At 72.0% G+C, this 22,881-nt stretch carries 22 protein-coding genes and 1 riboswitch; of the genes, 17 read left to right on the forward strand and 5 right to left on the reverse strand.

Annotated elements, in window-relative coordinates; genetic code table 11:
* The first annotated feature begins 28 nt into the window (after positions 1-28).
* Entirely contained in the window at positions 29-1,546 is a 1,518-nt protein-coding gene (gene glpK / locus ACQVFL_RS13835) for a glycerol kinase GlpK (RefSeq protein WP_431729540.1), read from the forward strand.
* Positions 1,547-1,694: 148 nt separating this feature from the next.
* Positions 1,695-3,026: a carbohydrate-binding domain-containing protein gene (locus ACQVFL_RS13840; RefSeq protein WP_431729541.1), complete on the forward strand. Its 1,332-nt coding sequence runs from the start codon at positions 1,695-1,697 to the stop codon at positions 3,024-3,026.
* Positions 3,027-3,212: 186 nt separating this feature from the next.
* On the opposite strand, the gene ACQVFL_RS13845 is transcribed toward ACQVFL_RS13840, so the two are convergent.
* A complete protein-coding gene (locus tag ACQVFL_RS13845; RefSeq protein WP_431729542.1) occupies positions 3,213-4,094 on the reverse strand; it encodes a TetR family transcriptional regulator in 882 nt (293 codons plus the stop codon).
* A gap of 108 nt (positions 4,095-4,202) precedes the next feature.
* On the opposite strand from ACQVFL_RS13845, the gene ACQVFL_RS13850 reads away from it, so the two are divergent.
* Positions 4,203-5,186: an ABC transporter ATP-binding protein gene (locus tag ACQVFL_RS13850; RefSeq protein ID WP_431729543.1), complete on the forward strand. Its 984-nt coding sequence runs from the start codon at positions 4,203-4,205 to the stop codon at positions 5,184-5,186.
* A complete protein-coding gene (locus ACQVFL_RS13855; protein ID WP_431729544.1) occupies positions 5,183-6,808 on the forward strand; it encodes an ABC transporter permease in 1,626 nt (541 codons plus the stop codon). The genes ACQVFL_RS13850 and ACQVFL_RS13855 overlap by 4 nt, the downstream gene beginning before the upstream one ends.
* Before the next feature lie 74 nt (positions 6,809-6,882).
* Here the strand turns inward: ACQVFL_RS13855 and ACQVFL_RS13860 are convergent, their stop codons facing one another.
* From ACQVFL_RS13860 to ACQVFL_RS13870, 3 genes are read right to left on the reverse strand one after another with little or no spacing between them, the layout of a single operon-like run.
* Positions 6,883-7,614, reverse strand: coding sequence for an amino acid ABC transporter ATP-binding protein (locus tag ACQVFL_RS13860; protein WP_396693604.1), 732 nt, complete (start codon positions 7,612-7,614; stop codon positions 6,883-6,885).
* Positions 7,611-8,393: an amino acid ABC transporter permease gene (locus ACQVFL_RS13865; protein WP_396693602.1), complete on the reverse strand. Its 783-nt coding sequence runs from the start codon at positions 8,391-8,393 to the stop codon at positions 7,611-7,613. The genes ACQVFL_RS13860 and ACQVFL_RS13865 overlap by 4 nt, the downstream gene beginning before the upstream one ends.
* 35 nt (positions 8,394-8,428) lie before the next feature.
* A complete protein-coding gene (locus ACQVFL_RS13870) occupies positions 8,429-9,271 on the reverse strand; it encodes an ABC transporter substrate-binding protein (protein WP_396693600.1) in 843 nt (280 codons plus the stop codon).
* Positions 9,272-9,537: 266 nt separating this feature from the next.
* Positions 9,538-9,650, reverse strand: a riboswitch (SAM riboswitch).
* A gap of 293 nt (positions 9,651-9,943) precedes the next feature.
* On the opposite strand from ACQVFL_RS13870, the gene ACQVFL_RS13875 reads away from it, so the two are divergent.
* From ACQVFL_RS13875 to ACQVFL_RS13905, 7 genes are all read left to right on the forward strand, one after another.
* Positions 9,944-10,246 (forward strand): urease subunit gamma, encoded by a 303-nt coding sequence (locus ACQVFL_RS13875; RefSeq protein ID WP_396693598.1) that lies wholly within the window; start codon positions 9,944-9,946, stop codon positions 10,244-10,246.
* Complete coding sequence (locus tag ACQVFL_RS13880; protein ID WP_396693597.1) at positions 10,243-10,605, forward strand: urease subunit beta; 363 nt, start codon at positions 10,243-10,245, stop codon at positions 10,603-10,605. The genes ACQVFL_RS13875 and ACQVFL_RS13880 overlap by 4 nt, the downstream gene beginning before the upstream one ends.
* Positions 10,602-12,305 carry an urease subunit alpha gene (locus tag ACQVFL_RS13885; protein WP_396693595.1) on the forward strand — a complete coding sequence of 568 codons (1,704 nt, stop codon included), beginning with the start codon at positions 10,602-10,604 and terminating at the stop codon, positions 12,303-12,305. The genes ACQVFL_RS13880 and ACQVFL_RS13885 overlap by 4 nt, the downstream gene beginning before the upstream one ends.
* On the forward strand, positions 12,305-12,988 hold the full coding sequence (locus ACQVFL_RS13890) for an urease accessory protein UreF (protein ID WP_396693593.1): 684 nt from the start codon (positions 12,305-12,307) through the stop codon (positions 12,986-12,988). The genes ACQVFL_RS13885 and ACQVFL_RS13890 overlap by 1 nt, the downstream gene beginning before the upstream one ends.
* Positions 12,978-13,715 (forward strand): urease accessory protein UreG, encoded by a 738-nt coding sequence (gene ureG / locus ACQVFL_RS13895; RefSeq protein WP_396693591.1) that lies wholly within the window; start codon positions 12,978-12,980, stop codon positions 13,713-13,715. Before ACQVFL_RS13890 ends, ureG begins: the two co-directional genes overlap by 11 nt.
* A complete protein-coding gene (locus ACQVFL_RS13900) occupies positions 13,715-14,476 on the forward strand; it encodes an urease accessory protein UreD (protein ID WP_396693589.1) in 762 nt (253 codons plus the stop codon). Before ureG ends, ACQVFL_RS13900 begins: the two co-directional genes overlap by 1 nt.
* Before the next feature lie 183 nt (positions 14,477-14,659).
* On the forward strand, positions 14,660-15,682 hold the full coding sequence (locus ACQVFL_RS13905) for a serine hydrolase (RefSeq protein ID WP_431729545.1): 1,023 nt from the start codon (positions 14,660-14,662) through the stop codon (positions 15,680-15,682).
* A 62-nt stretch (positions 15,683-15,744) separates the two neighbouring features.
* Here ACQVFL_RS13905 and ACQVFL_RS13910 read toward each other — a convergent pair whose 3' ends face one another.
* Positions 15,745-16,194: a MarR family winged helix-turn-helix transcriptional regulator gene (locus ACQVFL_RS13910; protein ID WP_396693586.1), complete on the reverse strand. Its 450-nt coding sequence runs from the start codon at positions 16,192-16,194 to the stop codon at positions 15,745-15,747.
* Between the two features lie 97 nt (positions 16,195-16,291).
* Here ACQVFL_RS13910 and ACQVFL_RS13915 point away from each other — a divergent pair, with 97 nt between their 5' ends.
* The 6 genes from ACQVFL_RS13915 to urtE all read left to right on the forward strand — a co-directional run bounded on the left by ACQVFL_RS13915 (position 16,292) and on the right by urtE (position 22,752).
* Positions 16,292-17,419: a substrate-binding domain-containing protein gene (locus ACQVFL_RS13915; RefSeq protein ID WP_396693584.1), complete on the forward strand. Its 1,128-nt coding sequence runs from the start codon at positions 16,292-16,294 to the stop codon at positions 17,417-17,419.
* Positions 17,420-17,915: 496 nt separating this feature from the next.
* The gene (gene urtA, locus ACQVFL_RS13920) at positions 17,916-19,160 is read left to right on the forward strand and encodes an urea ABC transporter substrate-binding protein (RefSeq protein ID WP_431729546.1); all 1,245 of its coding nucleotides are present in this window, start codon (positions 17,916-17,918) and stop codon (positions 19,158-19,160) included.
* A 79-nt stretch (positions 19,161-19,239) separates the two neighbouring features.
* Positions 19,240-20,127: an urea ABC transporter permease subunit UrtB gene (gene urtB / locus ACQVFL_RS13925; RefSeq protein WP_396693580.1), complete on the forward strand. Its 888-nt coding sequence runs from the start codon at positions 19,240-19,242 to the stop codon at positions 20,125-20,127.
* Entirely contained in the window at positions 20,124-21,290 is a 1,167-nt protein-coding gene (gene urtC / locus ACQVFL_RS13930; RefSeq protein ID WP_396693578.1) for an urea ABC transporter permease subunit UrtC, read from the forward strand. Before urtB ends, urtC begins: the two co-directional genes overlap by 4 nt.
* Positions 21,287-22,060 (forward strand): urea ABC transporter ATP-binding protein UrtD, encoded by a 774-nt coding sequence (gene urtD / locus ACQVFL_RS13935; RefSeq protein ID WP_396693576.1) that lies wholly within the window; start codon positions 21,287-21,289, stop codon positions 22,058-22,060. Before urtC ends, urtD begins: the two co-directional genes overlap by 4 nt.
* Complete coding sequence (gene urtE / locus ACQVFL_RS13940) at positions 22,057-22,752, forward strand: urea ABC transporter ATP-binding subunit UrtE (protein ID WP_431729547.1); 696 nt, start codon at positions 22,057-22,059, stop codon at positions 22,750-22,752. Before urtD ends, urtE begins: the two co-directional genes overlap by 4 nt.
* Positions 22,753-22,881 lie beyond the last annotated feature (129 nt).

Genomic DNA, 22,881 nt, shown 5'->3' on the forward strand with positions numbered 1-22,881 from the left:
ACGACCACGACGAGCAGGAGACCCCCGCATGGCTGACTTCGTCGGTGCCGTGGACCAGGGCACCACCAGCACCCGCTTCATGATCTTCGACCACGGCGGTACCGAGATCGGCCGTCACCAGCTCGAACACCAGCAGATCCTGCCGCGCGCCGGGTGGGTGGAGCACAATCCGCTGGAGATCTGGGAGCGGACCCGTACCGTCGTGCGTACCGCCCTGAACACGCACGGCATCGCCGCCGCCGACCTCGCGGCGCTGGGCGTCACCAACCAGCGGGAGACGACGGTGGTGTGGAACCCGCGCACCGGTCAGCCGTACTACAACGCCATCGTCTGGCAGGACACCCGCACCGACCGGATCGCCGCCGCGCTGGACCGCGACGGCCGGGGCGACGTGATCCGCCGCCGGGCGGGCCTGCCCCCGGCGACCTACTTCTCCGCCGGTAAGATCCAGTGGATCCTGGAGAACGTCGACGGGGTGCGGGCCGCCGCCGAACGCGGCGAGGCGGTGTTCGGCACCACCGACACCTGGCTGCTCTGGCACCTGACCGGCGGCCCGGACGGCGGGGTGCACGTCACCGACGTCACCAACGCCAGCCGGACCATGCTGATGAACCTGGAGACGCTGGACTGGGACGACGAGCTGCTGTCGTTCTTCGGCATCCCCCGGGCCATGCTGCCGGCCATCCGTCCCTCGTCCGACCCGGACGCCTACGGCAGCACCCGGCCCGACGGTCCCTTCGGCGGGCCGGTCCGGATCACCGGCGACCTGGGCGACCAGCAGGCGGCCACCGTCGGGCAGGTCTGCTTCGCGCCCGGCGAGGCGAAGAACACCTACGGCACGGGCAACTTCATGCTGCTCAACACCGGCACGGAGCTGGTCCGGTCGGAGGCGGGCCTGCTCACCACCGTGTGTTACCAGTTCGCCGGAGCGGACCCGGTCTATGCGCTGGAGGGGTCGATCGCGGTCACCGGATCGGCCGTGCAGTGGCTGCGTGACCAGCTCAAGATCATCAACAGCGCGGCGCAGAGCGAGGACCTGGCCCGCCAGGTCTCCGACGCCGGCGGGGTGTACTTCGTACCCGCCTTCTCCGGCCTGTTCGCCCCGTACTGGCGGTCCGACGCGCGCGGTGCCATCGTCGGCCTGTCCCGCTACAACACCGACGCCCACATCGCACGGGCCACCCTGGAGGCCATCTGCTACCAGAGCCGCGACGTGGCCGAGGCGATGGCCACGGACTCGGGCGTGGCCCTGGAATGCCTCAAGGTCGACGGCGGGGTCACCGTCAACGACCTGTGCATGCAGTTGCAGGCGGACATCCTCGGGGTGCCGGTGAGTCGGCCGGTGGTCGCCGAGACCACCGCCCTCGGTGCCGCGTACGCCGCCGGATTGGCGGTCGGCTTCTGGCGGGACACCGACGAACTGCGGGCGAACTGGAACGAGAGCCGCCGCTGGGACCCGACCTGGTCACCGCAGCAGCGCGCGACCGGCTACGCCGGTTGGCAGAAGGCGGTACGCCGCACCCTGGACTGGGTCGACGTGGACTGACCGGACGGCGGCGGCGGACCGCGTTTCGGTGACGTTTCGTGGACGCGACATCACTGCGTGTTGCTGTCGCGATACCGGGATGTCCGCTCAGTCTGCCTTAGCATCCCGATGTCCGGCAGGTGCCGGTGTGGGACAGGGAGGGGCAAAAATGCGGATCACGCGGGCCATCGTGGCGATCGTGGTCGTGTTGTCGGCCGGCGTGCTCGCGGGCACGGCGAACGCGGCGGAACCGTCACCGTTCACGGTGGTCAACGGGTCGATCAACCCGGCGACCGGCACGCCCGTGCCCCCGTCCGGCACGCACGCCACGCTGTGGCGCAACAGCAGTCACGCCACCACCGTGCTCCAGGGCTCCGGCCAACTCGTGATCGGTGCGATCGGGGACGAGTGCGACGGCTGGCCGGTCGTCCGGGTCAGCGTGGGCGGCCAGCCGGTCGGCGAGGTGACCGTCACCAGCGCCACCGAGTACGGCAGCTACCTCGTCGGCGCACCGCTGGCGTACGGGCGGCACTCCGTCCGCATCGAGCTGGTCAACGACCGCTACACCACCACCTGCGACCGCAACGTGCACGTGGCGTACGCCCGGACGCAGGAGGCCGGGCCGGTCGACACCACGTTCGGCTTCGCGGTGGTGCCGGACACTCAGGAGGAGGTGCTGACCGCGGGCGACACCCGGATGCGGCAGCGCATCGACTGGCTGGTGGCCCAGCGCACCGCCCTGGACCTGCGCTTCGTCACCCACTCCGGTGACGTGGTCAACTACGACACCCCCGACCACGTGCAGTACGCCCGCGCCAGCGCCGCCCTGCGCCCGCTGGAGGCGGCCGGTCTGCCGTACACCCTGGCGGTCGGCAACCACGACACCCAGGTCTTCGGTCCCGACGGCGTGCTGCGCAGCCCGGCCGGGCCGTTGCTGCGCGACACCACGACCTTCAACCAGTACTTCACCGTCGACCGCTTCGGGGTGGCCGGGGGGCGGTTCGAGCCCGGCAAAGTGGACAACGTCTTCGCCACCTACCACGCCGGTGGGGTGCAGTGGCTGGTGCTGACGCTGGAACTGTGGCCCCGACGGGCGGCAGTCGCCTGGGCGCAGCAGGTCGTCGAGGCACACCCCCGGCACAACGTGATCGTCGTGACCCACCACTTCCTGGAGAGCGACGCCACCATCGGCCAGAGTGCCGCCTTCGGGTCGACGAGCCCGCAGTACGTCTTCGACAACCTGATCCGGCGGTACGCCAACATCCGGTTGGTCTTCTCCGGGCACACCGGCACCGCCGCGTCCCGGGTGGACACCGGGCTGCACGGCAACCGGATCCACTCGTTCCTGCAGACGTTCCACTCGCCCCGGACCAACCCGGTACGGCTGGTGGAGATCGACACCGCGGCGAACTCGCTGCGTACCTGGATCCACGCGCCGTACACCAACGAGGACTTCCCAGCCCACACCCGCACCTACACCAACCTCAACCTACTCCGCTGACCCACCCACCCCACCCCCGCCGCCCCGCCCCACCCCGCCCACCCCCCTCCCGTCGTGGTTGATCAAGAAGTTTTGGTCGTCCTGGGCACGTGAACCGTGCCCAAACTCCTTGATCATCGCGGCGGTTGGGGTGCGGGTGGGGTGGGCGGACAGCGGGGTGGGGTGGGGGTGGGGGATGTCTTGAAATTAGCTCGAAACTGTCTCAGTATCGTTGTTGGATTCGAGATGGCGGTAGACGGTGGCTCGGGACACCCCGAACTCGGCGGCGATCTCGTCGGCCGAGTGGGTGCCCGCCAGGTGCATCCGGCGGGCTGCCGACACCTGGTCCGGGCTCATCGAACGCGGACGCCCCGGGCGTCGTCGGCCAGCGCGTGAGCGCGGGTCGACGGTTGCCGGGGCGTTGGTGTCCGGAGTGCTGGTGGCGGCTCCGGCGGTGGGGGTGGCTCCGGCGGTGGGGGTGGCCTCGGCGGGGTCGGTGACGGTCGGCGGGGTGGCCGTCGGCGCGGTCTGCGACGCGGCTGGCGGGGGGTCTGCCAGCAGGCGGCGGACGCCGTCGAGCATGTCCTCGCGCAGTGCCTCTGCCGGCACCTCGGCGAGGAAGAGCACCGGGTCGCCGCACATCGCGAGCGCCTGTACCGCCCGGACGCGTTCCCGCACGCCGGGGTTGGGCCCGGCCACGATCTCGTTGGCCCGCATGGCGATCTGCATCAGGCTCTGGTAGTCGGTGCCCTGGCCGACCAGCGCCAGGTCGTGGTAGAGCATGCCCAGCGAGTGCCGGTGGGCCAGCATGACGTCCACCCAGCCCTCCAGCAGCGTCCATCGGGCCTGCTGCGCCGGTAGCGCCTCGGCCCGGTCGAGCAGGGACTCCAGGTCCCGTACGAACGGCCCGGCGAGATCACCGAGCAGGTGTGCCTTGCTGGGGAAGTGATAGAGGATCGCCGCCTTGGTCAGTCGCAGGCGTTCGGCGATCTGGCGTAGCGAGGTGCGTTGGTAGCCCTGCTCGATGAACATGTGCAGGGCCGTACGCAGGATCCGGCTGCGCGTGTCGTCGACTTCCTCCCAGCTCATGGCGTAGAGCCTAGCCCGTCCTGACCGTCGGACGGAGACCTGCGCGAAACCACTTACCGACGGTCAGTACAGTGGGGTGGTCGACACACCGAGCGACAGGAGGCACCCATGTCCGTGATCTCGATCGAGAACCTCGTCAAGACCTTCGGCGGTGTACGTGCCCTCGACGGGCTCGACCTGACGGTGGAACCGGGGGAGGTGCACGGCTTCCTGGGGCCCAACGGCGCGGGCAAGTCCACCACCATCCGGATCGTGCTCGGCCTGCTGCGCCGTGACTCCGGGCAGGTACGGGTCCTCGACGGCGACCCGTGGCGGGACGCGGTCGCGCTGCACCGGCGGTTGGCGTACGTACCCGGTGACGTCAACCTCTGGCCCAACCTGACCGGCGGCGAGGCGATCGACCTCTTCGGCGCGTTGCGTGGCGGTCTGGACCGACGCCGCCGCGACGAGCTGGTACGACGCTTCGAGTTGGACCCGACGAAGAAGTGCCGCACCTATTCCAAGGGCAACCGGCAGAAGGTCGCCATCGTCGCGGCCTTCGCCTCCGCCGTGGAGCTGTACGTCCTGGACGAACCCACGTCCGGACTGGATCCGCTGATGGAGGCGGTGTTCCAGGAGGAGGTGCGCACGCTCACCGGGGCGGGGGCGAGCGTGCTGCTCTCCAGCCACGTGCTCGCCGAGGTGGAGGCGCTCTGCGACCGGGTCAGCATCATCCGGGACGGACGTACCGTGGAGTCCGGCAGCCTCGCCGAGTTGCGCCACCTGGCGCGTACCACGGTGACCGTCGAGACCGCACGGCCGCTGACCGGGCTGGCGGAGCTGCCCGGCGTGCACGAGGTCCGGCCGGTCGACGGCCGGGTCAAGCTGGAGGTCGAACCGGCGCACCTGGACACCCTCCTCGGCCACCTGGTCCGGTTCGAGGTCCGCGCCCTGACCAGCACGCCGCCCACGCTGGAGGAGCTGTTCCTGCGGCACTACGGCGACAGCGCCGACGCCGGGCGGCAGACCGGCGACGCCGCAGGGCGGACCACCGACGCCTCGGGGCAGACCGGCGACGCCGCGCGGCAGACCACCGCCGGAGGTGCCCGATGAGCGCCTTCACCGGCACCGGGCGACTCGCCCGCCTCGCGCTGCGGCGCGACCGGACCCGCCTGGCCGTCTGGGTCCTCGGCACCCCGCTGATCGGCTACGGCCTGGCCGAGAGCGTCGCCGGGCTCTACCCCGACGAGCAGACCCGCCTCGGGTACGCCGAGACCGCCCTGTCCAGTGTGGTCGCCCGCGCCTTCAACGGTCCGATCGCGAGCACCGACCTCGGTGCGGTGGTGGTCGCCGAGACGTACCTCACCCTCACCCTGCTCGCCGCGCTGCTGAGCACGTTCGCGGTGATCCGGCACACCCGGCAGAACGAGGAGACCGGGCGTGCCGAACTGCTCGGCGCCACCGTCGTCGGCCGGTACGCCCTGCTCACCGCCGCCCTGCTGGTGGTGGTCGCCGCGAACCTGGCCTCCGCCGCGCTGCTCGCCCTGGCCTTCGTCGGCGCCGGACTGCCGGTCGCCGGTTCGGTGACCGCCGCCGCGGCGATCGGCGGGGTCGGGGTCGCCTTCACCGGCGTCGCGGCCGTCACCGCGCAGGTCTCGGTGAGTTCCCGGCGCGCGAACGCGCTCGCCGCGGCCACCGTGGGCGTCGCGTTCCTGCTGCGTGCCGCCGGTGACGTGCTCGGCGAGCGCAGCGCCGACGGCACCCGGCTGGACAGCGCCTGGCCGACCTGGCTCTCGCCGCTGGGCTGGGGCACCCAGGTACGCGCCTTCGGTGCCGAACGACCGTGGATCCTCGCCCTGCCGGTGGCGCTGCTGGTCGCCGGGGTCGCACTCGCCTACCTGCTGGCCGAACGTCGGGACGTGGGTGCGGGGCTGCTCGCCGCGCGGCGTGGACCGGCCCGAGCGGGCGCGGGGCTGCTCGGGCCGGTCGGCCTGACCTGGCGGTTGCAGCGGGGTGCACTGGCCGGCTGGGCGGTGGCGGTGGTGGTGCTCGGCCTCTCCATGGGGGTGGCCGGTCACGAGGTCGACGCGATGATCGCCGAGAACCCGGCAGCGGCCGAGGCGATCGCCCAGCTCGGCGGCGGGGCGGAACTCGTCGACGCGTACCTGGCGGCGATCCTCGGCCTGTACGCGTTGACCATCGGCGCGTACGCCGTGCAGGCCCTGCTGCGGACGCGCAACGACGAATCCGACGGCATCCTGGAGGCGCTGCTGGCCACGGCGGTGAGCCGGACCCGGTGGCTCGGGATCCAGGTGGGTGCCGCCGTGCTCGGCGCGGTGCTGCTGGTGCTGCTGGCCGGTCTCACCACCGGGCTCGGGTACGGCCTGGCGGCCGGTGACCCGATCGGCTGGACGGTCGAGCTGGGCGGCGCGGCGCTGCTGCGGCTGCCCGCACTGCTGGTGCTCGTCGGGGTGGTGACCGCCCTGTTCGGTGCGGTACCCCGCTGGTCGGTGGCGTCGAGCTGGGCGGTGCTGATCGCCTTCCTGCTGCTCGGGCAGTTGGGCGCGGTGCTGGAGTTGCCGCAGGCGGCGCTGAACCTGTCGCCCTTCACCCACGTGCCGTCGGTGCCCGCCGCCGACCTCAGGGTGCTGCCCCTGGTGGTGCTCACCGCCGTGGCGGCCGTGCTGCTGGCGTTCGGAGTGGGCGCGTTCCGGCGGCGCGATACTCCGACCTGAGGTGAAAGGAGGGGACCCCTGCTAACGCCTCGTGCATAGCAGGGGTCCCCTCCTTTCACCGCCGCCGCCCCGCGCTACAGCACCTGCGAAAGGAACCGGCGCAGGCGCGGGTGCTCGGCCGACTCGAAGATCGCGGTCGGCTCGCCGGCCTCCAGCACCACCCCGGCGTCCATGAACGCGACGGTGTCGGCGACCTCGCGCGCGAAACCCATCTCGTGGGTCACCACCACCATGGTCATGCCCTGCGAGGAGAGGTCCGCCATCAACGCCAGCACGCCCTTGACCAGCTCCGGGTCCAGCGCCGAGGTGGCCTCGTCGAAGAGCATCACCTGCGGCTGCATGGCCAGCGCCCGGGCGATGGCCACCCGCTGCTGCTGCCCGCCGGACAGGTGCGCCGGGCGGGCGTCGGCCTTCGCGGCCAGCCCCACCCGGTCCAGGTGGGTACGGGCCACCGCCACCGCCTCGTCCTCGCCGAGCTTGCGGATGCGCCGCAACGCGACGGTGATGTTGCGCAGCACGCTCATGTGCGGGAACAGGTTGAACTGCTGGAACACCATGCCGACCCGTTGCCGCAGGGCGTCCGGGTCGTCGCGCAGCACACTGCGCCCGTCCAGCAGCACGTCGCCCCGGTCCGGTTCGAGCAGCCGGTTGACGGTCCGCAGCAGCGTCGACTTGCCGGACCCGGACGGGCCGATCACGCAGGCGGTCGCGCCGCGCGCGACGTCCAGGTCCACCCCGCGCAGCACCTGGTGACGGCCGAAGGCCAGGTGCACGTCGCGCAGGCTCAGGCTGACCGAGGTGCTCATCGTTGGTTGCCTCCGGCGGCGCCGGGCAGCGCCAGGTCGAGGTCGTCGGGATCGTCACCGGCCGGTCCGGTCGCCGGTCGGCCGTGCCGCAGCCGCCGATCGATCCAGTTGACGACGTGCGTCAGCGGCACGGTAAGCGTCAGATAGAAGAGCCCGGCCAGCAGCAACGCCGACTGGTTGCCGGTGTTGGCCGCGTAGTCCTGCCCGATCCGGAACAGCTCCCGCTGGCTGGCCAGCAGACCGAGGAAGTAGACCAGGCTGGAGTCCTTGATCAGTGCGATGAGCTGGTTCACCCAGGCCGGTAGGACCCGCCGGACACCCTGCGGGATCACCACCACCCGCATCGCCTCCCACCAGGAGAAACCGAGCGCGCGGGCGGCCTCCACCTGGGTCGCCTCCACGGACTGGATGCCGGAGCGGAAGATCTCCCCGATGTACGCCGCCGCGATCAGCGACAGCGCCAGGATCCCCAGCGGGTACGGGTTCGGCCCCCACACCTGCATGCCCAACGGCGCCAGGCCGACCCCGATCAGCAGGATCGTCGCCGCCGCCGGCAGGCCACGGAACACGTCGGTGTAGACCCGGGCGGGCCACCGCAACCAGCGGGTACGCGAGATGCCCGCGACGGCCAGCACGATGCCCATGGCCGAGCCGAGCAGGGCGGCGGTGACCGCCAGGATCAGCGTGTTCGGCAACCCGACGGTGATCATCTCGGGCAGCGCCTCGCGCATCGACTCCCAGTCGAAGAACGTCTCCCACAGGGTGCGCAACGGATCCACGGTCGACCTCCGCCCTACTCGCTCGTCGTCCTACCTCAGGAGGCGGCCGGTGCCGACACGTCGCCGCTGCCCGGGGTGAAGTCGGCCGGGATCGGCCGCCCCGGGTAGTACTGCTCCTGGAGTCGGGTCCAGGTGCCGTCGGCGATGACCTCGTCCAGGGCCCGGTTGAGCGCCTCGCGCAGCGGGTCGTTGCCCTTGGCGACCGCGTATGCGGTGGGTGCCGGGCTGAGCTCCTTCGCCGCGACCTTGATCTTGCCGCCGCTGTCGGCGGCGGTCTTCTCGCCGATCTCGGCCGGGGCGATCCAGGCGTCCGCGGTGCCGGCCTTGAGCTGGTTGATCGCGCCGTTGTAGTCCGGCACCCGCACCGGGTCGAGGCCGCGCCCGGTGGCGTAGTCGTCCTGGACGGTGCCCTGCACGACCACCACCCGCTTGCCGGACAGCTCGTCGAAGCCGGTCAGCGTCGATCCGGCGGGCACGTCGAGCCCGAAGTACCCGAAGTCGTAGCCGTTGCCGAAGTCGACCGTCTTCTTCCGCGCCTCGGTGATCGTGATCGAGGAGCTGCCGACGTCGAACTTACGGTTGTTGACCTGGGCCAGCAGGCCGGAGAAGTCGGTGCCGACGAACTCCACCCGCAGGCCGAGCTTGTCGGCGGCGGCGACCAGCAGGTCGTTGTCGAACCCGGTGAACTGGCCGTCCTTGAGATAGACGTTCGGCGGCGCGTCGGTGAGCGTGCCGGCCCGCAGCACCCCCGGCTGGAGCAGGTTGTACGGGTTGTCGGCGGTCTCGCCGTCCGAGCCGCACGCGGTGAGGGCGGTGGCGGCGAGCACGGCGGTGACGCCGACGGCGACGGCCCGGGTCAGGGCGGGAAGGAAGCGCACAGGTGTCTCCTGGATGAACGGCGGCGGGCACGCACGTGCCACGCCGACGGTCCGCCGTGGGACGGACCGTGAGGGGTGGGAAAACGGAACGGGGCTGGTCGTCCGACCGGGCAGGTCGGCGGCCGGGTAGCGACGCAGGTCAGCTACACGCGGCGCTGCACACCCGCATCATGTCGACGTGCCGACGCCGGGTCAGATCCCGGCAGGCCACCGGTCGACAGCGGTAAGGCATGGTTCTCCTCAAGGTCGTGATGACCTGGGACACCAGGCCACGCTTGCACCGGAGGTCGCTCCGATGCCTGGTCCTCACCCGGGGCACCCCTGCGCGGACGAGGGTTGCCGGCCAGCGAGCCGGGGCTTGACGCTGGCGCTCTTGACCTGTCGCCGAGGCTAGCAGCCGGTGACGGGGCAGCGTCCACCCGTTATGACGACCCTCACGCGGGGTGTTGCCCGCCGCCCGCGTGATCCCTTACGGTCTGCTCAGCGGTGGGCGGTGCGGTCCGCATCCGACCCGACACCGCCGGTGGTCCGCCACGCGGACCGGGGAGGTGGAAACCCCGGGGCCCGCGCACGTGGCGGTCGGACCGGCGGGCGAACCCCGACCGGCGGTCGGCGCGTCGAGGCGCCGGGCCGACGGTGTCCGGGGGCGCGGACACCCACCGGGAGCACCCCGTGTATCTCACCCCGCACGAGCAGGACCGCCTGCTCGTCCACGTGGCGGCGGACGTCGCCCGGCGCCGCCGCGAACGCGGCCTGCGTCTCAACTACCCGGAAGCCGTCGCGGTGCTCACCGCCTTCCTCCTCGAAGGCGCGCGCGACGGGGCGTCCGTGGTCGACCTGATGGCCTCCGGCCGCACCGTGCTGACCCGGGACGACGTGCAGGACGGCATCCCCGAGTTGCTGAGGGAGGTGCAGGTGGAGGCGACGTTCCCGGACGGCACCAAGCTGGTGACGGTGCACCACCCGATCCCGTGATCCCCGGGGAGATCCTGCCGGCCGCCGGGCCGGTGGAGATCAACGCCGGTCGTCCGGTGACCACGCTGCTCGTGGTGAACACCGGCGACCGGCCGGTGCAGGTCGGGTCGCACTACCACTTCGCCGAGGCCAACCCGGCCCTGGACTTCGACCGGGCCGCCGCCTGGGGGCAGCGTCTGGCCGTACCGGCCGGGACGTCCGTGCGTTTCGAACCGGGCGTGAGCCGCACCGTGGATCTGGTGCCGCTGAGCGGCGCGCGGATCGTCCCCGGCCTGCGCGGCGAGTGCGCCGGCTCACTGGACCCGACCCCGACGGCGGTGTCTCACGGCGGCGCGCAGCGGAGCGGAGGGACGGCATGAGCATGGTGGAGCGGGAGCGCTACGTCGCGCTCTACGGGCCGAGCACCGGTGACCGGATCCGGTTGGCCGACACGAACCTGCTGATCGAGGTCGAGCACGACCACTGTGCCGGCGGTGACGAGGCGGTCTTCGGCGGCGGCAAGGTGATCCGCGAGTCGATGGGCCAGTCCCGGGCCACCCGGGCCGAGGGCGCGCTGGACACCGTCGTCACCGGCGCGGTGGTCCTCGACCACTGGGGCGTGGTCAAGGCCGACGTGGGGATCCGCGACGGGCGGATCGTGGCGCTGGGTCGGGCGGGCAACCCGGACACCATGGACGGTGTCCATCCGGATCTGGTGATCGGCCCGGCGACCGAGGTGATCGCCGGCAACGGTCGGATCCTCACCGCCGGGGCGGTCGACACCCACGTGCACCTCATCTGCCCGCAGGTCGTCACTGAGGCGCTGGCCGGTGGGGTCACCACCCTGGTCGGTGGTGGCACCGGACCGGCCGAGGGCACCCGCGCCACCACCGTCACACCGAACGCCTGGCACCTGGCCCGGATGCACGAGGCCCTGGACGCGTTCCCGGTCAACGTCCTGCTGCTCGGAAAGGGCAACACGGTCTCCACCGAGGCGCTCTGGGAGCAGTTGCGGGCCGGTGCGGGCGGTTTCAAGCTGCACGAGGACTGGGGCACCACCCCGGCGGCGATCGACGCGTGCCTGCGGGTCGCGGACGCCTCGGGCGTGCAGGTCTCCATCCACACCGACACCCTCAACGAGGCCGGGTTCGTCGCGGACACCCTGCGGGCGATCGGCGGTCGGGCGATCCACTCGTACCACACCGAGGGGGCCGGGGGCGGACACGCGCCGGACATCATCACCGTCGCCGGGGAACCGAACGTACTGCCGTCGTCGACCAACCCGACCCGCCCGTACACCCGCAACACGCTGGCCGAGCACCTCGACATGCTGATGGTCTGCCACCATCTGAACCCGGCGGTGCCGGAGGACCTGGCGTTCGCGGAGAGCCGGATCCGACCGTCCACGATGGCCGCCGAGGACCTGCTGCACGACCTCGGCGCGATCTCCATCATCGGCTCGGACTCGCAGGCGATGGGCCGGGTCGGCGAGGTCGTGCTGCGGACCTGGCAGAGCGCGCACGTGATGAAGGCGCGGGTGGGGGCGTTGGCCGGTGACGGTGCCGCCGACAACCACCGGGCCCGGCGGTACGTGGCGAAGTACACCATCTGCGCGGCCATGGCCAACGGGCTCGACCACGAGATCGGCTCGGTCGAGTCGGGCAAGCTCGCCGATCTGGTGCTCTGGGAGCCGGCGTTCTTCGGCGTCCGGCCGCACCTGGTGATCAAGGGCGGCTTCATCGCGTACGCCCAGATGGGGGACGCGAACGCCTCGATCCCGACGCCGCAGCCGATGCTGCCCCGACCCATGTTCGGCGCGTACGGCGTCGCAGCCGCCGCCACCAGCCTGGCGTTCGTGGCACCCGCCGCGCTCGACGCCGGGTTGCGCCTGGACGTGCGTCGCCGGGTGGTGCCGGTCGCCGACGTGCGGTCGCGCGGCAAGACCGACCTGCCGGAGAACGGTGCGCTGCCGCGCATCGAGGTGGACCCGGACACCTTCACCGTGCGGATCGACGGCGAGGTGGTCGAACCCGACCCGGTGACCGAGTTGCCGATGGCCCAGCGCTACTTCCTGTTCTGATGACCGCGTCGACCATGCTGTTGCTGCTCGCCGACGGGCGGTTCCCGGCCGGGGCGCACGCCCATTCGTCGGGTCTGGAGGCGGCCGTCGCGGCCGGGCGGGTGACCGACCTGGCCACGCTGGGGGAGTACCTGCGCGGGCGGCTCGCCACCGCCGGGCTGGTCGCGGCGGCGTTCGCGGCGGCGTCCCGTCGGGCCGCCCGGTCGGCCGGACGCCGGGACCTGCTGGTGCGGCTCGACGCCGAACTGGACGCCCGGACCGTGTCACCGGCCCAGCGGGCGGTGTCCCGACGACAGGGCCGGGCACTGCTGCGGGCCGGGCGCGAGATCTGGCCCGACGACACCTTCGACGATCTGCCCACCGTGCCGCCCGGCCCGCACCAGCCGCTGGTGCTGGGGCTGGTCGGTGCCGCCGCCGGTCTGGACCCGGCGCAGGTCGCCACGGTCGCCGCGCACGCGACGGTGACCGGTTCGGCAAGCGCCGCCGTACGTCTGCTCGGCCTCGATCCCTATCGGGTGCAGGCCCTGCTGGTGCGGCTCGCGGTCGCCTGCGATGCCACCGCGGCGCGGGCGGCGCGGGCCGCCGAGGAACCACCGGAGCGGTTGCCGGCCGCCGCCGCTCCGCTCGCCGACATCCATGCCGAAGTTCACGCCACCTGGGAGGTGCGTCTCTTTGCGTCCTGAGACCGATCACGACGAGTCCGTTCCCCACACCCACCCGGAGCCCGGTGTCGACCCGCACGCCCCGCTGCCCGCCGCGTCGCGGGCGTTGCGGGTCGGCATCGGCGGGCCGGTCGGCTCCGGCAAGACGGCGCTGGTCGCCGCGCTGTGCCGGGCCTTCGCCGACGAGTTGCGGCTGGCGGTGGTGACCAACGACATCTACACCACCGAGGACGCCGACTTCCTCAAGCGGGCCGGGGTGCTCGACCCGGACCGGATCCGGGCCGTGGAGACCGGCTGCTGCCCGCACACCGCCATCCGCGACGACATCGGCGCCAACCTGGACGCGGTAGACGAGTTGGCCGAGGCGCTCGGCCCGCTGGACCTGGTGCTCGTGGAGAGCGGCGGGGACAACCTCACCGCCACCTTCAGCCGAGGGCTGGTCGACCGGCAGATCTTCGTGGTCGACGTGGCCGGCGGGGACAAGGTGCCGCGTAAGGGCGGCCCCGGGGTGACCGCCGCCGACCTGCTGGTGATCAACAAGACCGACCTGGCCCCGATGGTCGGTGCCGACCTGTCGGTGATGGACCGCGACGCGCGGGCCCGTCGGGGCGACCTGCCCACGGTGTTCCAGTCCATCACCGAGGACCCCCTGGCCACCCGGGTCGCCGCGTGGATCCGGCACGAACTGGCCCACCATCGGGCCGCGTCCGCGCACACCGGCCACCCGGTACCCGCCGGGCGGTCCTGATGCGGGCCGCCGCCCGGCTGGTGGCCCGCGCCGACCGGCACGGCCGCACCGTGCTGGCGGAGCTGCGCGGGGAGAGCCCTCTGCTGCTGCGCCAGGTGCCGGCGTCGGGCGGTGGCGTCACGGTGTACGTCGTCGGCGGTGCGGCCGGTCCGCTCGCCGGCGACGACCTGCGGCTGGACGTCGAGGTGGCTCCCGGCGCGGTGGTCGACGTCCGGACCGTGGCGGCCTCGATCGCCCTGCCCGGCCGCCCCGGCGCGGTCTCCCGGATGCTGGTCCGGGCGACCGTCGCCGCCGACGCCACGCTGCGCTGGCTGCCCGAGCAACTCGTCGCGGCGGCAGGCTGTGCGCACGTGGCCGACGCGCAGGTGGACGTGGCCGAGGGCGGCACCCTGCACTGGCGGGACGAACTGATCTGCGGCCGGTATCGGGAGGCACCCGGCAACGCCGAGGTCGTCACCCGGGTCGACCTCGGCGGTCGACCGTTGCTGCGACAGTCGTTGGCGGTCGGGCCGGACGCACCCGGCTGGTCCGGCCCGGCGGTGCTCGGCGACGCTCCCGCCACCGGCTCGCTGCTCGTGGTCGACCCGACCGCACCGGCCGAGCCTCCGGCGGTCCGGGGCCCGGTCGCCCGGCTACCGCTGGCCGGCGGTCCGGCCACCCTCTGGACCGCCACCGCCCCGGACGCGCACACCCTGCGGACGTACCTCAGCCCAACGGCGACGGCGTTCCCGGCCGACGACCGGATTGCCCGAGTCGGGTGAGGCCGTCCCGAAGACCTCGGTACGAGACGGCCGCTACCGGGGCGCTCCCGTACCAAGGTCTGTGCGTAGCGAGGCGGGCGAGGTCCACTTCGGAGTGACGGCCAGCGATAGATGGGTGGGTATGGCAGGGTGTGTCCGGTGCCGGCAATCCCGCCGGTGGCACGCCGGACGAGAGGAGTGGCAATGGCCGAGCAGATGAGTCGACGGGCCGCGATCGGGATCGGGGCCGCCGCGGCGGCCCTGGTGGCGACACCGGCCGGTGCCGTCGCCGCGCCGAGTGCGCCGGTCGGAGACGCGTCCGGCCCCGGTGGAGCACAGGCGCTGATCGGGCGTGCCTATCGGCAGCAGAAGGCGCGGGCGGGCGGCGTGTGGCACTCGCACGTGGCGATGGTGGACGGCTCCGGTGCGCTGCGGACCGTGGTGGCCGACGACGCCGACCGGGTGACGCACGGGTACAGCGTGCAGAAGCTGGCGGTCGCGGTGGCGGTGATGGACAAGATCGACCGGGGTGAGCTGTCGCTCGGCCAGCGCCTCGACCTGACCGGCGACATCATCCTCGGCGGCAGCGGCATCTACTTCCTGCACACCGTCTGGGGTGACGAGATCACCGTGGCGAACTTCCTCACCGCGATGCTGCTCGTCTCCGACAACACGTCGGTGCGGATGTGCGGTCGGGTGGTGCCGGCGCTGGAGATCAACGAGATCCTCGCGGCCAAGGGCTTCACGCACACCCGGGTCGAGCCGGTGGCCAACCCGAACCGCTTCTTCCTCGGCGTGACCACCCCGCGCGAGACGCACGACCTGCTCTGGCGGCTGGCCGACAAGACCCTGCTCTCGACCCGGTCGAGCGACTTCCTGCTCGGCATCCTGCGCTGGGTGAACGGCTACCACGACGGGATCCGCCGCGACATGTCCTCGGCGGAGCGCAGCCGGGTGGCCACCAAGTACGGTGCGGACTTCGACGAGAGCGGCGCAGCCCGGCACGAGGCCGGCATCATGTTCGACGCGACCGGCGCACCGACGCTGACCTACGCCTTCTTCGCCGACTCCCTCGGCGACCTGGACAACTACGGCGGCACCCACCCGGCGGTACGCGCCCACGCGACCCTGGGCCGGGTGATGTTCGACGCCGTCGGGCCGGTCACCAACGACGCGGCACGGGCCCGCCACTCCGTCCACCGGTTCCGCCCGGTCAACGGCGGCTGACCGACGTCAACCGGCACCATGGCCGGCCGGCGACGGTGACTCGCCGCTGGTCGGTCCCGGCGTCAGACCCGGGTCGGGGCCGGACGGCGCTCCGGCTCCAGCCGTCCGATCAGGTCGTCGAGGTGCCCGGCCAGGTCTGCGTCGCCCGAGGCGCTCAGCCCGGACAGGTCGGTGTGGATCCGCGCGGCGACCCGCTCGTGCTCGCGCCGCCCCCGGTCGGTCAGGTACGCCCGGATGCGCCGCCGGTCGAACGGGTCGACCCGCCGGAACACGAGGTTGCGGTCCACGAGTTGGTCGACCAGCTTGGTCAGGGTGCCCGGCGGCAGGGACGCCTCGGCGGCGACCTCGCTCATCGGGTGCCCCCGACCGTCGGCGAGCAGGCAGAGCACCCGCCACGCCTCGATGGTGAGTGACTCGACGGAGAGCACCCCGCCGACCCGGCGGGCGAGCAGCCGCTCGGCGCGGGTGAGCAGGGGTAGCAGGTCGGCTGCGGAGCCGGGAAGGTCTGACATGGCACTCCCGCCTGGCGGTTGCCGAGTCATCGTACCGAGACGTCCCGTCTGCTGGGGAGGTCTGGTCATCATCCTCGGCTGCGGCCACGATGTGTTCATGTCCGCGCCGGCACCGGGGTACGGGCGCCCGCAGGCGGGGGAGAGGCTCGCCGCCGGGGCGTCCTGGCTCACCGTCGACCGGGGCGTGGTCAGCATCGCGCTGGTGTACCCGATGCGGGGTCCGGCCGGCATGTTCGGCCCGAGTTGCGAGCAGTGCGCCCAGCTCGCGGTGGAGGAGGTCAACCAGCGCGGCGGGGTGCTCGGCCGCGAACTGCGGCTGGTGCCGGTCGACGGCGGCGCGCCACCGGCCGAGGTCGCCGCCGAAGTCGAGGCGTTGGTGTCGACCGGAGCCGTGCAGGGCGTCACCGGCTGGCACATCTCCTCGGTACGGCAGGCGGTGGCGCCGCGCATCGCGCACCGGGTGCCGTACGTCTACACCGCGCTGTACGAGGGCGGGGAGCGCACCGAGGGGGTCTTCCTGACCAGCGAGACGCCGGACGCGCAACTGTGGCCGGCGATGCGGGTGCTCGCCGCCGACCTCGGGGTCCGGCGCTGGTTCGTGGTGGGCAACGACTACGTCTGGCCGCGCCGGACCACCCGGGCCGCCTACCGGTACGCGGTGCGCAGTGGTGGTCGGGTGGTCGGGCACCACTTCCTGCCACTGGAGACGCACGACTACGTCGAGGTGCTGCGGCGCATCGAGCGCAGTGACGCCGACGCGGTGCTGATGCTGCTGGTCGGAGCCGACGCGGTCCGGTTCAACCGGGCCTTCGCGCGGTCCCGGTTGGACCAGCGCTGCCTGCGGTTGAGCACGCTGATGGACGAGAACATGCTGCTGGCCAGTGGTGCGACGAGCACGCGCGGGCTGTTCAGCACGGCCGGCTTCTTCGCCGGGCTGGTGACGCCGGAGAACCTCGACTTCCACGGTCAGTTCGCCCGCCGCTTCGGGTTGGAGGCGCCACCGCTGGGCAGCCTCGGTGAGTCCTGTTACGAGGGCGTGATGCTGCTGTCCGCCCTCATCGCCAAGGCCGGCACGCTGGACGTACGGGCGGTGGAGGCGTCCGCCGACGTGGTGTCGTACGACGGGCCGCGGGGCGAACTGCGGTTGCGTCGTCGGCACGTACGCCAGCGCATCTATCTGGCCGAGGCCGACGGCCTGGACTTCACCGTCCTCGCCGAACTGTGAGGCGGCTACCCGTGGGCGGCCCGGCGAGCGGCGGGGGTCGATCGGCGGCGTGACCCGACCGTGGCTTGACAGGATCGCGCGCCGGCCACATAAGATACTTCCTGCGTGAAGTATCTGGCTCGCGGGCCGGATACGACCACCCACCCGACGGTGATCGTAAATTGCCGCCGTCGTGGTCCATATTCGTGTGCCGGTGCCATTCCGCCGATTCTCGCGGCGGGGCTCCGGCATTTTCTGCATCCGCTCGGGCGAACAGCATCAGCCAGCGGAAACAGTCTATTGAGGATCGGGAAACATTCGCGCAACGAAGCGGATCGAAGCTTTCCCTGCCCGATATCCGAATCGGTGCCCGGACCGGCGTCCACCCGCCGTGCCGGGCAGCGCGACACGGCTTCACGGACCGCACCGCACACGCAGAATCCGCACTTCTCGACCCGGGACCGACGCTCGTTCCCGGGCACTGACTCCACGCCCAGGCGCGAAGCAGGGAGCATTGATGACACTGATCCGGGGCCGCCGCATCCTGGCGGGTGCCATGACCCTGGTCGCCGCAGCCGCATTGGCCGCGTGCGGCAGCAAGACCACCGATGGGAACACCTCCGCCGGCGTCAGCGCCGACGTCTCCGGCGACACCGTCAAGGTGGGCCTGCTCAACTCCCTCTCCGGCACCATGGCGATCAGCGAGGTGACCGTCCGCGACGCGATCACCCTGGCGATCGAAGAGATCAACGGCGCCGGTGGCGTACTCGGCAAGAAGATCCAGCCGGTCGGCGAGGACGGCGCCTCGGACTGGCCGACGTTCGCCGAGAAGGCCGAGAAACTGATCCGTGAGGACCGCGTCGCCGCCGTCTTCGGATGCTGGACCTCGGCCAGTCGCAAGGCCGTCAAGCCGGTCTTCGAGAAGAACAAGGCGTTGCTGTTCTACCCCGTGCAGTACGAGGGACTGGAACAGTCGCCGTACATCTTCTACACCGGCGCCACCACGAACCAGCAGATCGTTCCCGGCCTGGACTATCTCAAGGCGCAGGGCGCCAAGTCGCTCTACCTGGTCGGCTCCGACTACGTCTTCCCGCGCACCGCGAACAAAATCATCAAGGCGTACGCCCAGGCCAACGGAATGACGGTGCTGGGCGAGGACTACGCCCCGCTCGGGTCCACCGAGTTCGGCACCATCACCAACAAGGTGAAGTCCGCCGGTGCGGACGCCGTGTTCAACACCCTCAACGGCGACAGCAACGTGGCGTTCTTCAAGGAGTACAAGTCCGCCGGGCTGACCGCCGCCGCCATGCCGGTGGTCTCCGTCTCGATCGCCGAGGAGGAGGTCAAGAGCATCGGCACCCAGTACCTGGAGGGCCAGCTCACCGCCTGGAACTACTACCAGACCACGCCGGGCTCGGCGAACGAGAAGTTCGTGGCCGCGTACAAGGCGAAGTACGGCGCGGACAAGCCCACCAGCGACCCGATGGAGGCCGCGTACGTCTCGGTCTATCTGTGGAAGGCGATGGTGGAGAAGGCCGGCACCTTCGACGTGGAGAAGGTCCGGGAGGCCTCCGACGGCATCACCTTCGAGGCGCCGGAGGGTCTGGTCACCGTGGACGGCGCGACCCAGCACATCGCCAAGACGGCCCGGGTCGGCAAGGTCGGTGCGGACGGGCTGATCGCCGAGGTCTGGAACTCCGGCCAGCCGATCACGCCGGACCCGTACCTCAAGAGCTACCCCTGGGCCGGCGGCCTGAGCTGACCGACGTCCCGGTCCCACGGCCCGGGCGGGAGGAGTCCCGCCCGGGCCGAACCCCCACCCGCAGTTCGGAGTACCCACCGTGACAGTTCTGATCGGTCAACTCTTCACCGGCGTCAGCATCGGCGCGGTGCTGCTGCTGATCGCGCTGGGTCTGGCGCTCACGTTCGGCCAGATGGGCGTGATCAACATGGCCCACGGCGAGTTCATCATGGCCGGCGCCTACACCACCTACGTCCTGCAACAGGTCATCACCGCGGCCGGGTGGTCGCTGCTGGTGGCGCTGCCGGTCGCCTTCGTGGTGGCCGGCGCGATGGGCGTCCTGCTGGAGATGCTGCTGATCCGGCGTCTCTACGCCCGGCCGCTGGACACGCTGCTGGTCACCTGGGGCGTCTCGCTGATCCTGCAACAGCTCGCCCGGGACGTCTTCGGCAGCCCCAACGTGCAGACCCGCGCCCCGGAACTGCTCACCGGCAACATCGCGCTGCCCGGCGGGATCACCGTCGCCAACAACCGGCTGTTCATCCTGGCCCTGGCCGGTGGCGCGGTGCTCGCGTTGACGCTCGCGTTGCGCCTCACCCCGCTGGGTCGGCGGATCCGCGCCGTGGTGCAGAACCGCGACCTGGCCGCCGTCTCCGGCATCGCCACCGCCCGGGTGGACCGGACGACCTTCTTCCTCGGGTCCGGCCTGGCCGGCATCGCCGGGGTCGCGCTCACCCTGCTCGGCCCGATCGGTCCCACCATGGGCACCAACCTGATCATCGACGCCTTCCTGGTCGTCGTGGTCGGCGGCATCGGCCAGCTCAAGGGCACCGTGATCGTCGCCTTCGCGCTGGGCGTGCTCCAAGCCTCCGGCGAGTACCTGACCACCCTCAGCGTCGCCAAGGTGATGGTGTTCGTCGCCATCGTCGCGTTCCTCCAGTGGCGACCCCAGGGCCTGTTCACCCTGCGTACCAGGAGTTTGGCATGACCACCGTCGCCCCAGACCCCGTCAGCGCCGACGTACCCGCGCCTGGGCCGGCCGCTCCCGCCGCCGGTCCGTCCCGGCACCGGTTCCGGGCCGCCGCCGGGTTCGCGTTCGGCGCGGCCCTGCTGTTCGCCGTCGCCCCGCTGCTGCTCTCCGACTTCCGGCTGTCCCTGCTGGCCAAGTACCTCTGCGTGGCGATGGTCGCGGTCGGCATCGGCCTGGCCTGGGGACGCGGCGGCATGCTCGCCCTCGGCCAGGGCGTCTTCTTCGGCCTCGGCGGCTACGCGATGGCCATGCACCTCAAGCTCGCCGACGCGGGTCCGGGCAACATGCCCGACTTCATGATGCTGTACGGGCAGCTCGACGAGTTGCCGCTGTGGTGGCGCCCGTTCGCCAGCCCGTGGTTCGCCCTGCCCGCCACGGTGCTGCTGCCGATGGCGGTCGCCTTCGTCCTCGGGTCGCTGGTGTTCCGCCGCCGGGTCCGGGGCGCCTACTTCGCCATCCTCAGCCAGGCCCTCGCCGCCGCCATGGTGATCCTGCTGATCGGTCAGCAGGGCACCACCGGCGGCACCAACGGCCTCACCGACATCCAGGGCTTCTTCGGGTACGACCTGGACGACCCGGTCAACCAGCGGATGGTCTACTTCATCATCGCCGGCACCCTGTTGGTGTTGCTGGCACTGACCCGGCACCTGATGCAGAGCCGCTACGGCGAACTGCTCGTCGCGGTCCGTGACGGTGAGGAACGGGTCCGCTTCCTCGGCTACGACCCGGCCACCGTCAAGCTGGTCGCGTACGTGGTGGCGGCGGGGATGGCCGGGCTGGCCGGGGCGCTGTTCGTCCCCGCGGTCGGCATCATCTCGCCGGCGCTGATCGGGATCGTGCCGTCCATCGAGTTCGTCATCGGTGTCGCGATCGGCGGCCGGGCCACGCTGCTCGGGCCGGTCCTCGGCGCGGTCGCGGTGGCCTGGGCCCGGACCGCCCTGTCGGAACGGTTCCCGGGCACCTGGACGTACCTGCAGGGTCTGTTGTTCGTGGTGGTGGTGGCCTTCCTGCCCGGCGGCCTGGCGTCGCTGGTCGGCCTGCTCCGCCGCCGCGACGACGGTGACGGGCGCCCGGGCCGGTTCGGCCGGCTGCGGCGTCGGAAGGCGGAGGCGACGTCGTGACCGGGCAACTGCACGGGCTCACCGTACGCGACCTGCGGGTCAGCTTCGACGGCTTCACCGCCGTGGACGGCGTCAGCCTGGACGTCGCACCCGGGGACATCCGGTTCCTCATCGGACCCAACGGCGCCGGCAAGACCACCCTGGTCGACGCCGTCACCGGGCTGGTCCGGGCCGGTGGCTCGGTCCGTTTCGGCGACCGGGAACTGCTCGGCCGTCCGGTGCACCGGATCAGTCGCCTCGGTGTCGGCCGGACGTTCCAGACCTCGACGGTGTTCGAGGAGCTGACCGTGGTGCAGAACCTCGACATCGCGGCCGGTGCGCGGCGGAGCTGGGCGACGTTGCTGCGCCGTCGGCACGGGGTGCCCGACGAGGTGGCCGAGGCGCTCGATGTGATCGGCCTGGCCGACCGGGCCGCGCAGCTCGCCGGCACCCTCGCGCACGGGCAGAAGCAGTGGCTGGAGATCGGCATGCTGCTCGTCCAGGACGCCCGGCTGCTGCTGCTCGACGAACCGGTGGCCGGGATGAGCCACGAGGAACGCGACGCCACCGGCCGCCTGCTGGAGAAGGTCGCCCGGGACCGCACGGTGGTGGTGATCGAGCACGACATGGACTTCCTGCGCCGGTTCGCGCGGACGGTCACCGTGCTGCACGCCGGTCGGGTGCTCAGCGAGGGCACCGTGGCGCAGGTGCAGGCCGACCCGCGCGTGCAGGAGGTCTACCTCGGTCACCCGGTCGACGCCGGGGCGGCCCCGACGGCTACGGAGGCATGATGCTCAGTCTGCGCGGCGTGCACGCCGGCTACGGGCGCAGCCGGGTGCTGCACGGCGTCGACGTCGAGGTGCCCGACGACGGGGTGGCGGCGGTCCTCGGGCACAACGGTGCCGGCAAGTCGACCCTGTTGCGGGTCGCCGCCGGGCTGCTGCGGCCCAGCGCCGGTCGGGTCGAGCTGGACGGGACGGACATCACCCGGCTGGCCCCGCACGAGCGGGTCGCGCGGGGCATCGCGTACGTGCCGCAGGGCCAGCAGTGCTTCCCGCACCTGACGGCGGCGGAGAACCTGCGCCTGGTCGCCGACGGTCGGCGGGACGGCGCGGCGGCCACCGCCGAGGTGCTGGACCTGTTCCCCGCGCTGCGCGGGTTGCTGCGCCGCCGGGCCGGGCTGCTCTCCGGCGGTCAGCGCCAGCAGTTGGCCATCGCCCGGGCCCTGATCACCCGGCCCCGCCTGCTGATGCTGGACGAGCCGACCGAGGGCATCCAGCCGTCGGTGGTGACCGAGATCCAGGAGCGGATCGTGGCGCTGATCGCGCAGCGTGGGTTCAGTGTGCTCCTGGTCGAGCAGCACCTCGGCTTCGCGCTGCGGGTGGCCGACCGCTACCACGTGCTGGAGTCGGGGCGGGTCACCTCGGCCGGCGAGGGCGGGGCCACGGCCGAGCGGACCGTACGCCAGGCGCTCGCGGTCTGAGTCCGCCGCAGCCTCCGGGACCCCTGCCCCACCCGCCCCCGGGTGAGGCAGGGGCCGTCCGGTGTCGCGACGCCACCCCGGACGGCCCCGCGCGGCCCGGGCCTGGAGTGGGCCGCGTCCTGGCGTGTC

Origin of the sequence: Verrucosispora sp. TAA-831 (genome assembly GCF_050780145.1) — a bacterium.
Classification (GTDB): domain Bacteria; phylum Actinomycetota; class Actinomycetes; order Mycobacteriales; family Micromonosporaceae; genus Micromonospora.

What these genes read in the sequence shown, in the direction of transcription:
- ACQVFL_RS13905 (WP_431729545.1), top strand. Translation starts at nt 14,660, where the DNA reads ATGGCCGAGCAGATGAGTCGACGGGCCGCGATCGGGATCGGGGCCGCC.
- ACQVFL_RS13840 (WP_431729541.1), top strand. Translation starts at nt 1,695, where the DNA reads ATGCGGATCACGCGGGCCATCGTGGCGATCGTGGTCGTGTTGTCGGCC.
- ACQVFL_RS13845 (WP_431729542.1), bottom strand. Translation starts at nt 4,094, where the DNA reads ATGAGCTGGGAGGAAGTCGACGACACGCGCAGCCGGATCCTGCGTACG.
- ACQVFL_RS13910 (WP_396693586.1), bottom strand. Translation starts at nt 16,194, where the DNA reads ATGTCAGACCTTCCCGGCTCCGCAGCCGACCTGCTACCCCTGCTCACC.
- urtA (WP_431729546.1), top strand. Translation starts at nt 17,916, where the DNA reads ATGACACTGATCCGGGGCCGCCGCATCCTGGCGGGTGCCATGACCCTG.
- ACQVFL_RS13890 (WP_396693593.1), top strand. Translation starts at nt 12,305, where the DNA reads ATGACCGCGTCGACCATGCTGTTGCTGCTCGCCGACGGGCGGTTCCCG.
- ACQVFL_RS13850 (WP_431729543.1), top strand. Translation starts at nt 4,203, where the DNA reads ATGTCCGTGATCTCGATCGAGAACCTCGTCAAGACCTTCGGCGGTGTA.
- ACQVFL_RS13855 (WP_431729544.1), top strand. Translation starts at nt 5,183, where the DNA reads ATGAGCGCCTTCACCGGCACCGGGCGACTCGCCCGCCTCGCGCTGCGG.
- urtE (WP_431729547.1), top strand. Translation starts at nt 22,057, where the DNA reads ATGATGCTCAGTCTGCGCGGCGTGCACGCCGGCTACGGGCGCAGCCGG.
- ACQVFL_RS13900 (WP_396693589.1), top strand. Translation starts at nt 13,715, where the DNA reads ATGCGGGCCGCCGCCCGGCTGGTGGCCCGCGCCGACCGGCACGGCCGC.
- ACQVFL_RS13885 (WP_396693595.1), top strand. Translation starts at nt 10,602, where the DNA reads ATGAGCATGGTGGAGCGGGAGCGCTACGTCGCGCTCTACGGGCCGAGC.
- ACQVFL_RS13860 (WP_396693604.1), bottom strand. Translation starts at nt 7,614, where the DNA reads ATGAGCACCTCGGTCAGCCTGAGCCTGCGCGACGTGCACCTGGCCTTC.
- urtC (WP_396693578.1), top strand. Translation starts at nt 20,124, where the DNA reads ATGACCACCGTCGCCCCAGACCCCGTCAGCGCCGACGTACCCGCGCCT.
- glpK (WP_431729540.1), top strand. Translation starts at nt 29, where the DNA reads ATGGCTGACTTCGTCGGTGCCGTGGACCAGGGCACCACCAGCACCCGC.
- ACQVFL_RS13915 (WP_396693584.1), top strand. Translation starts at nt 16,292, where the DNA reads ATGTCCGCGCCGGCACCGGGGTACGGGCGCCCGCAGGCGGGGGAGAGG.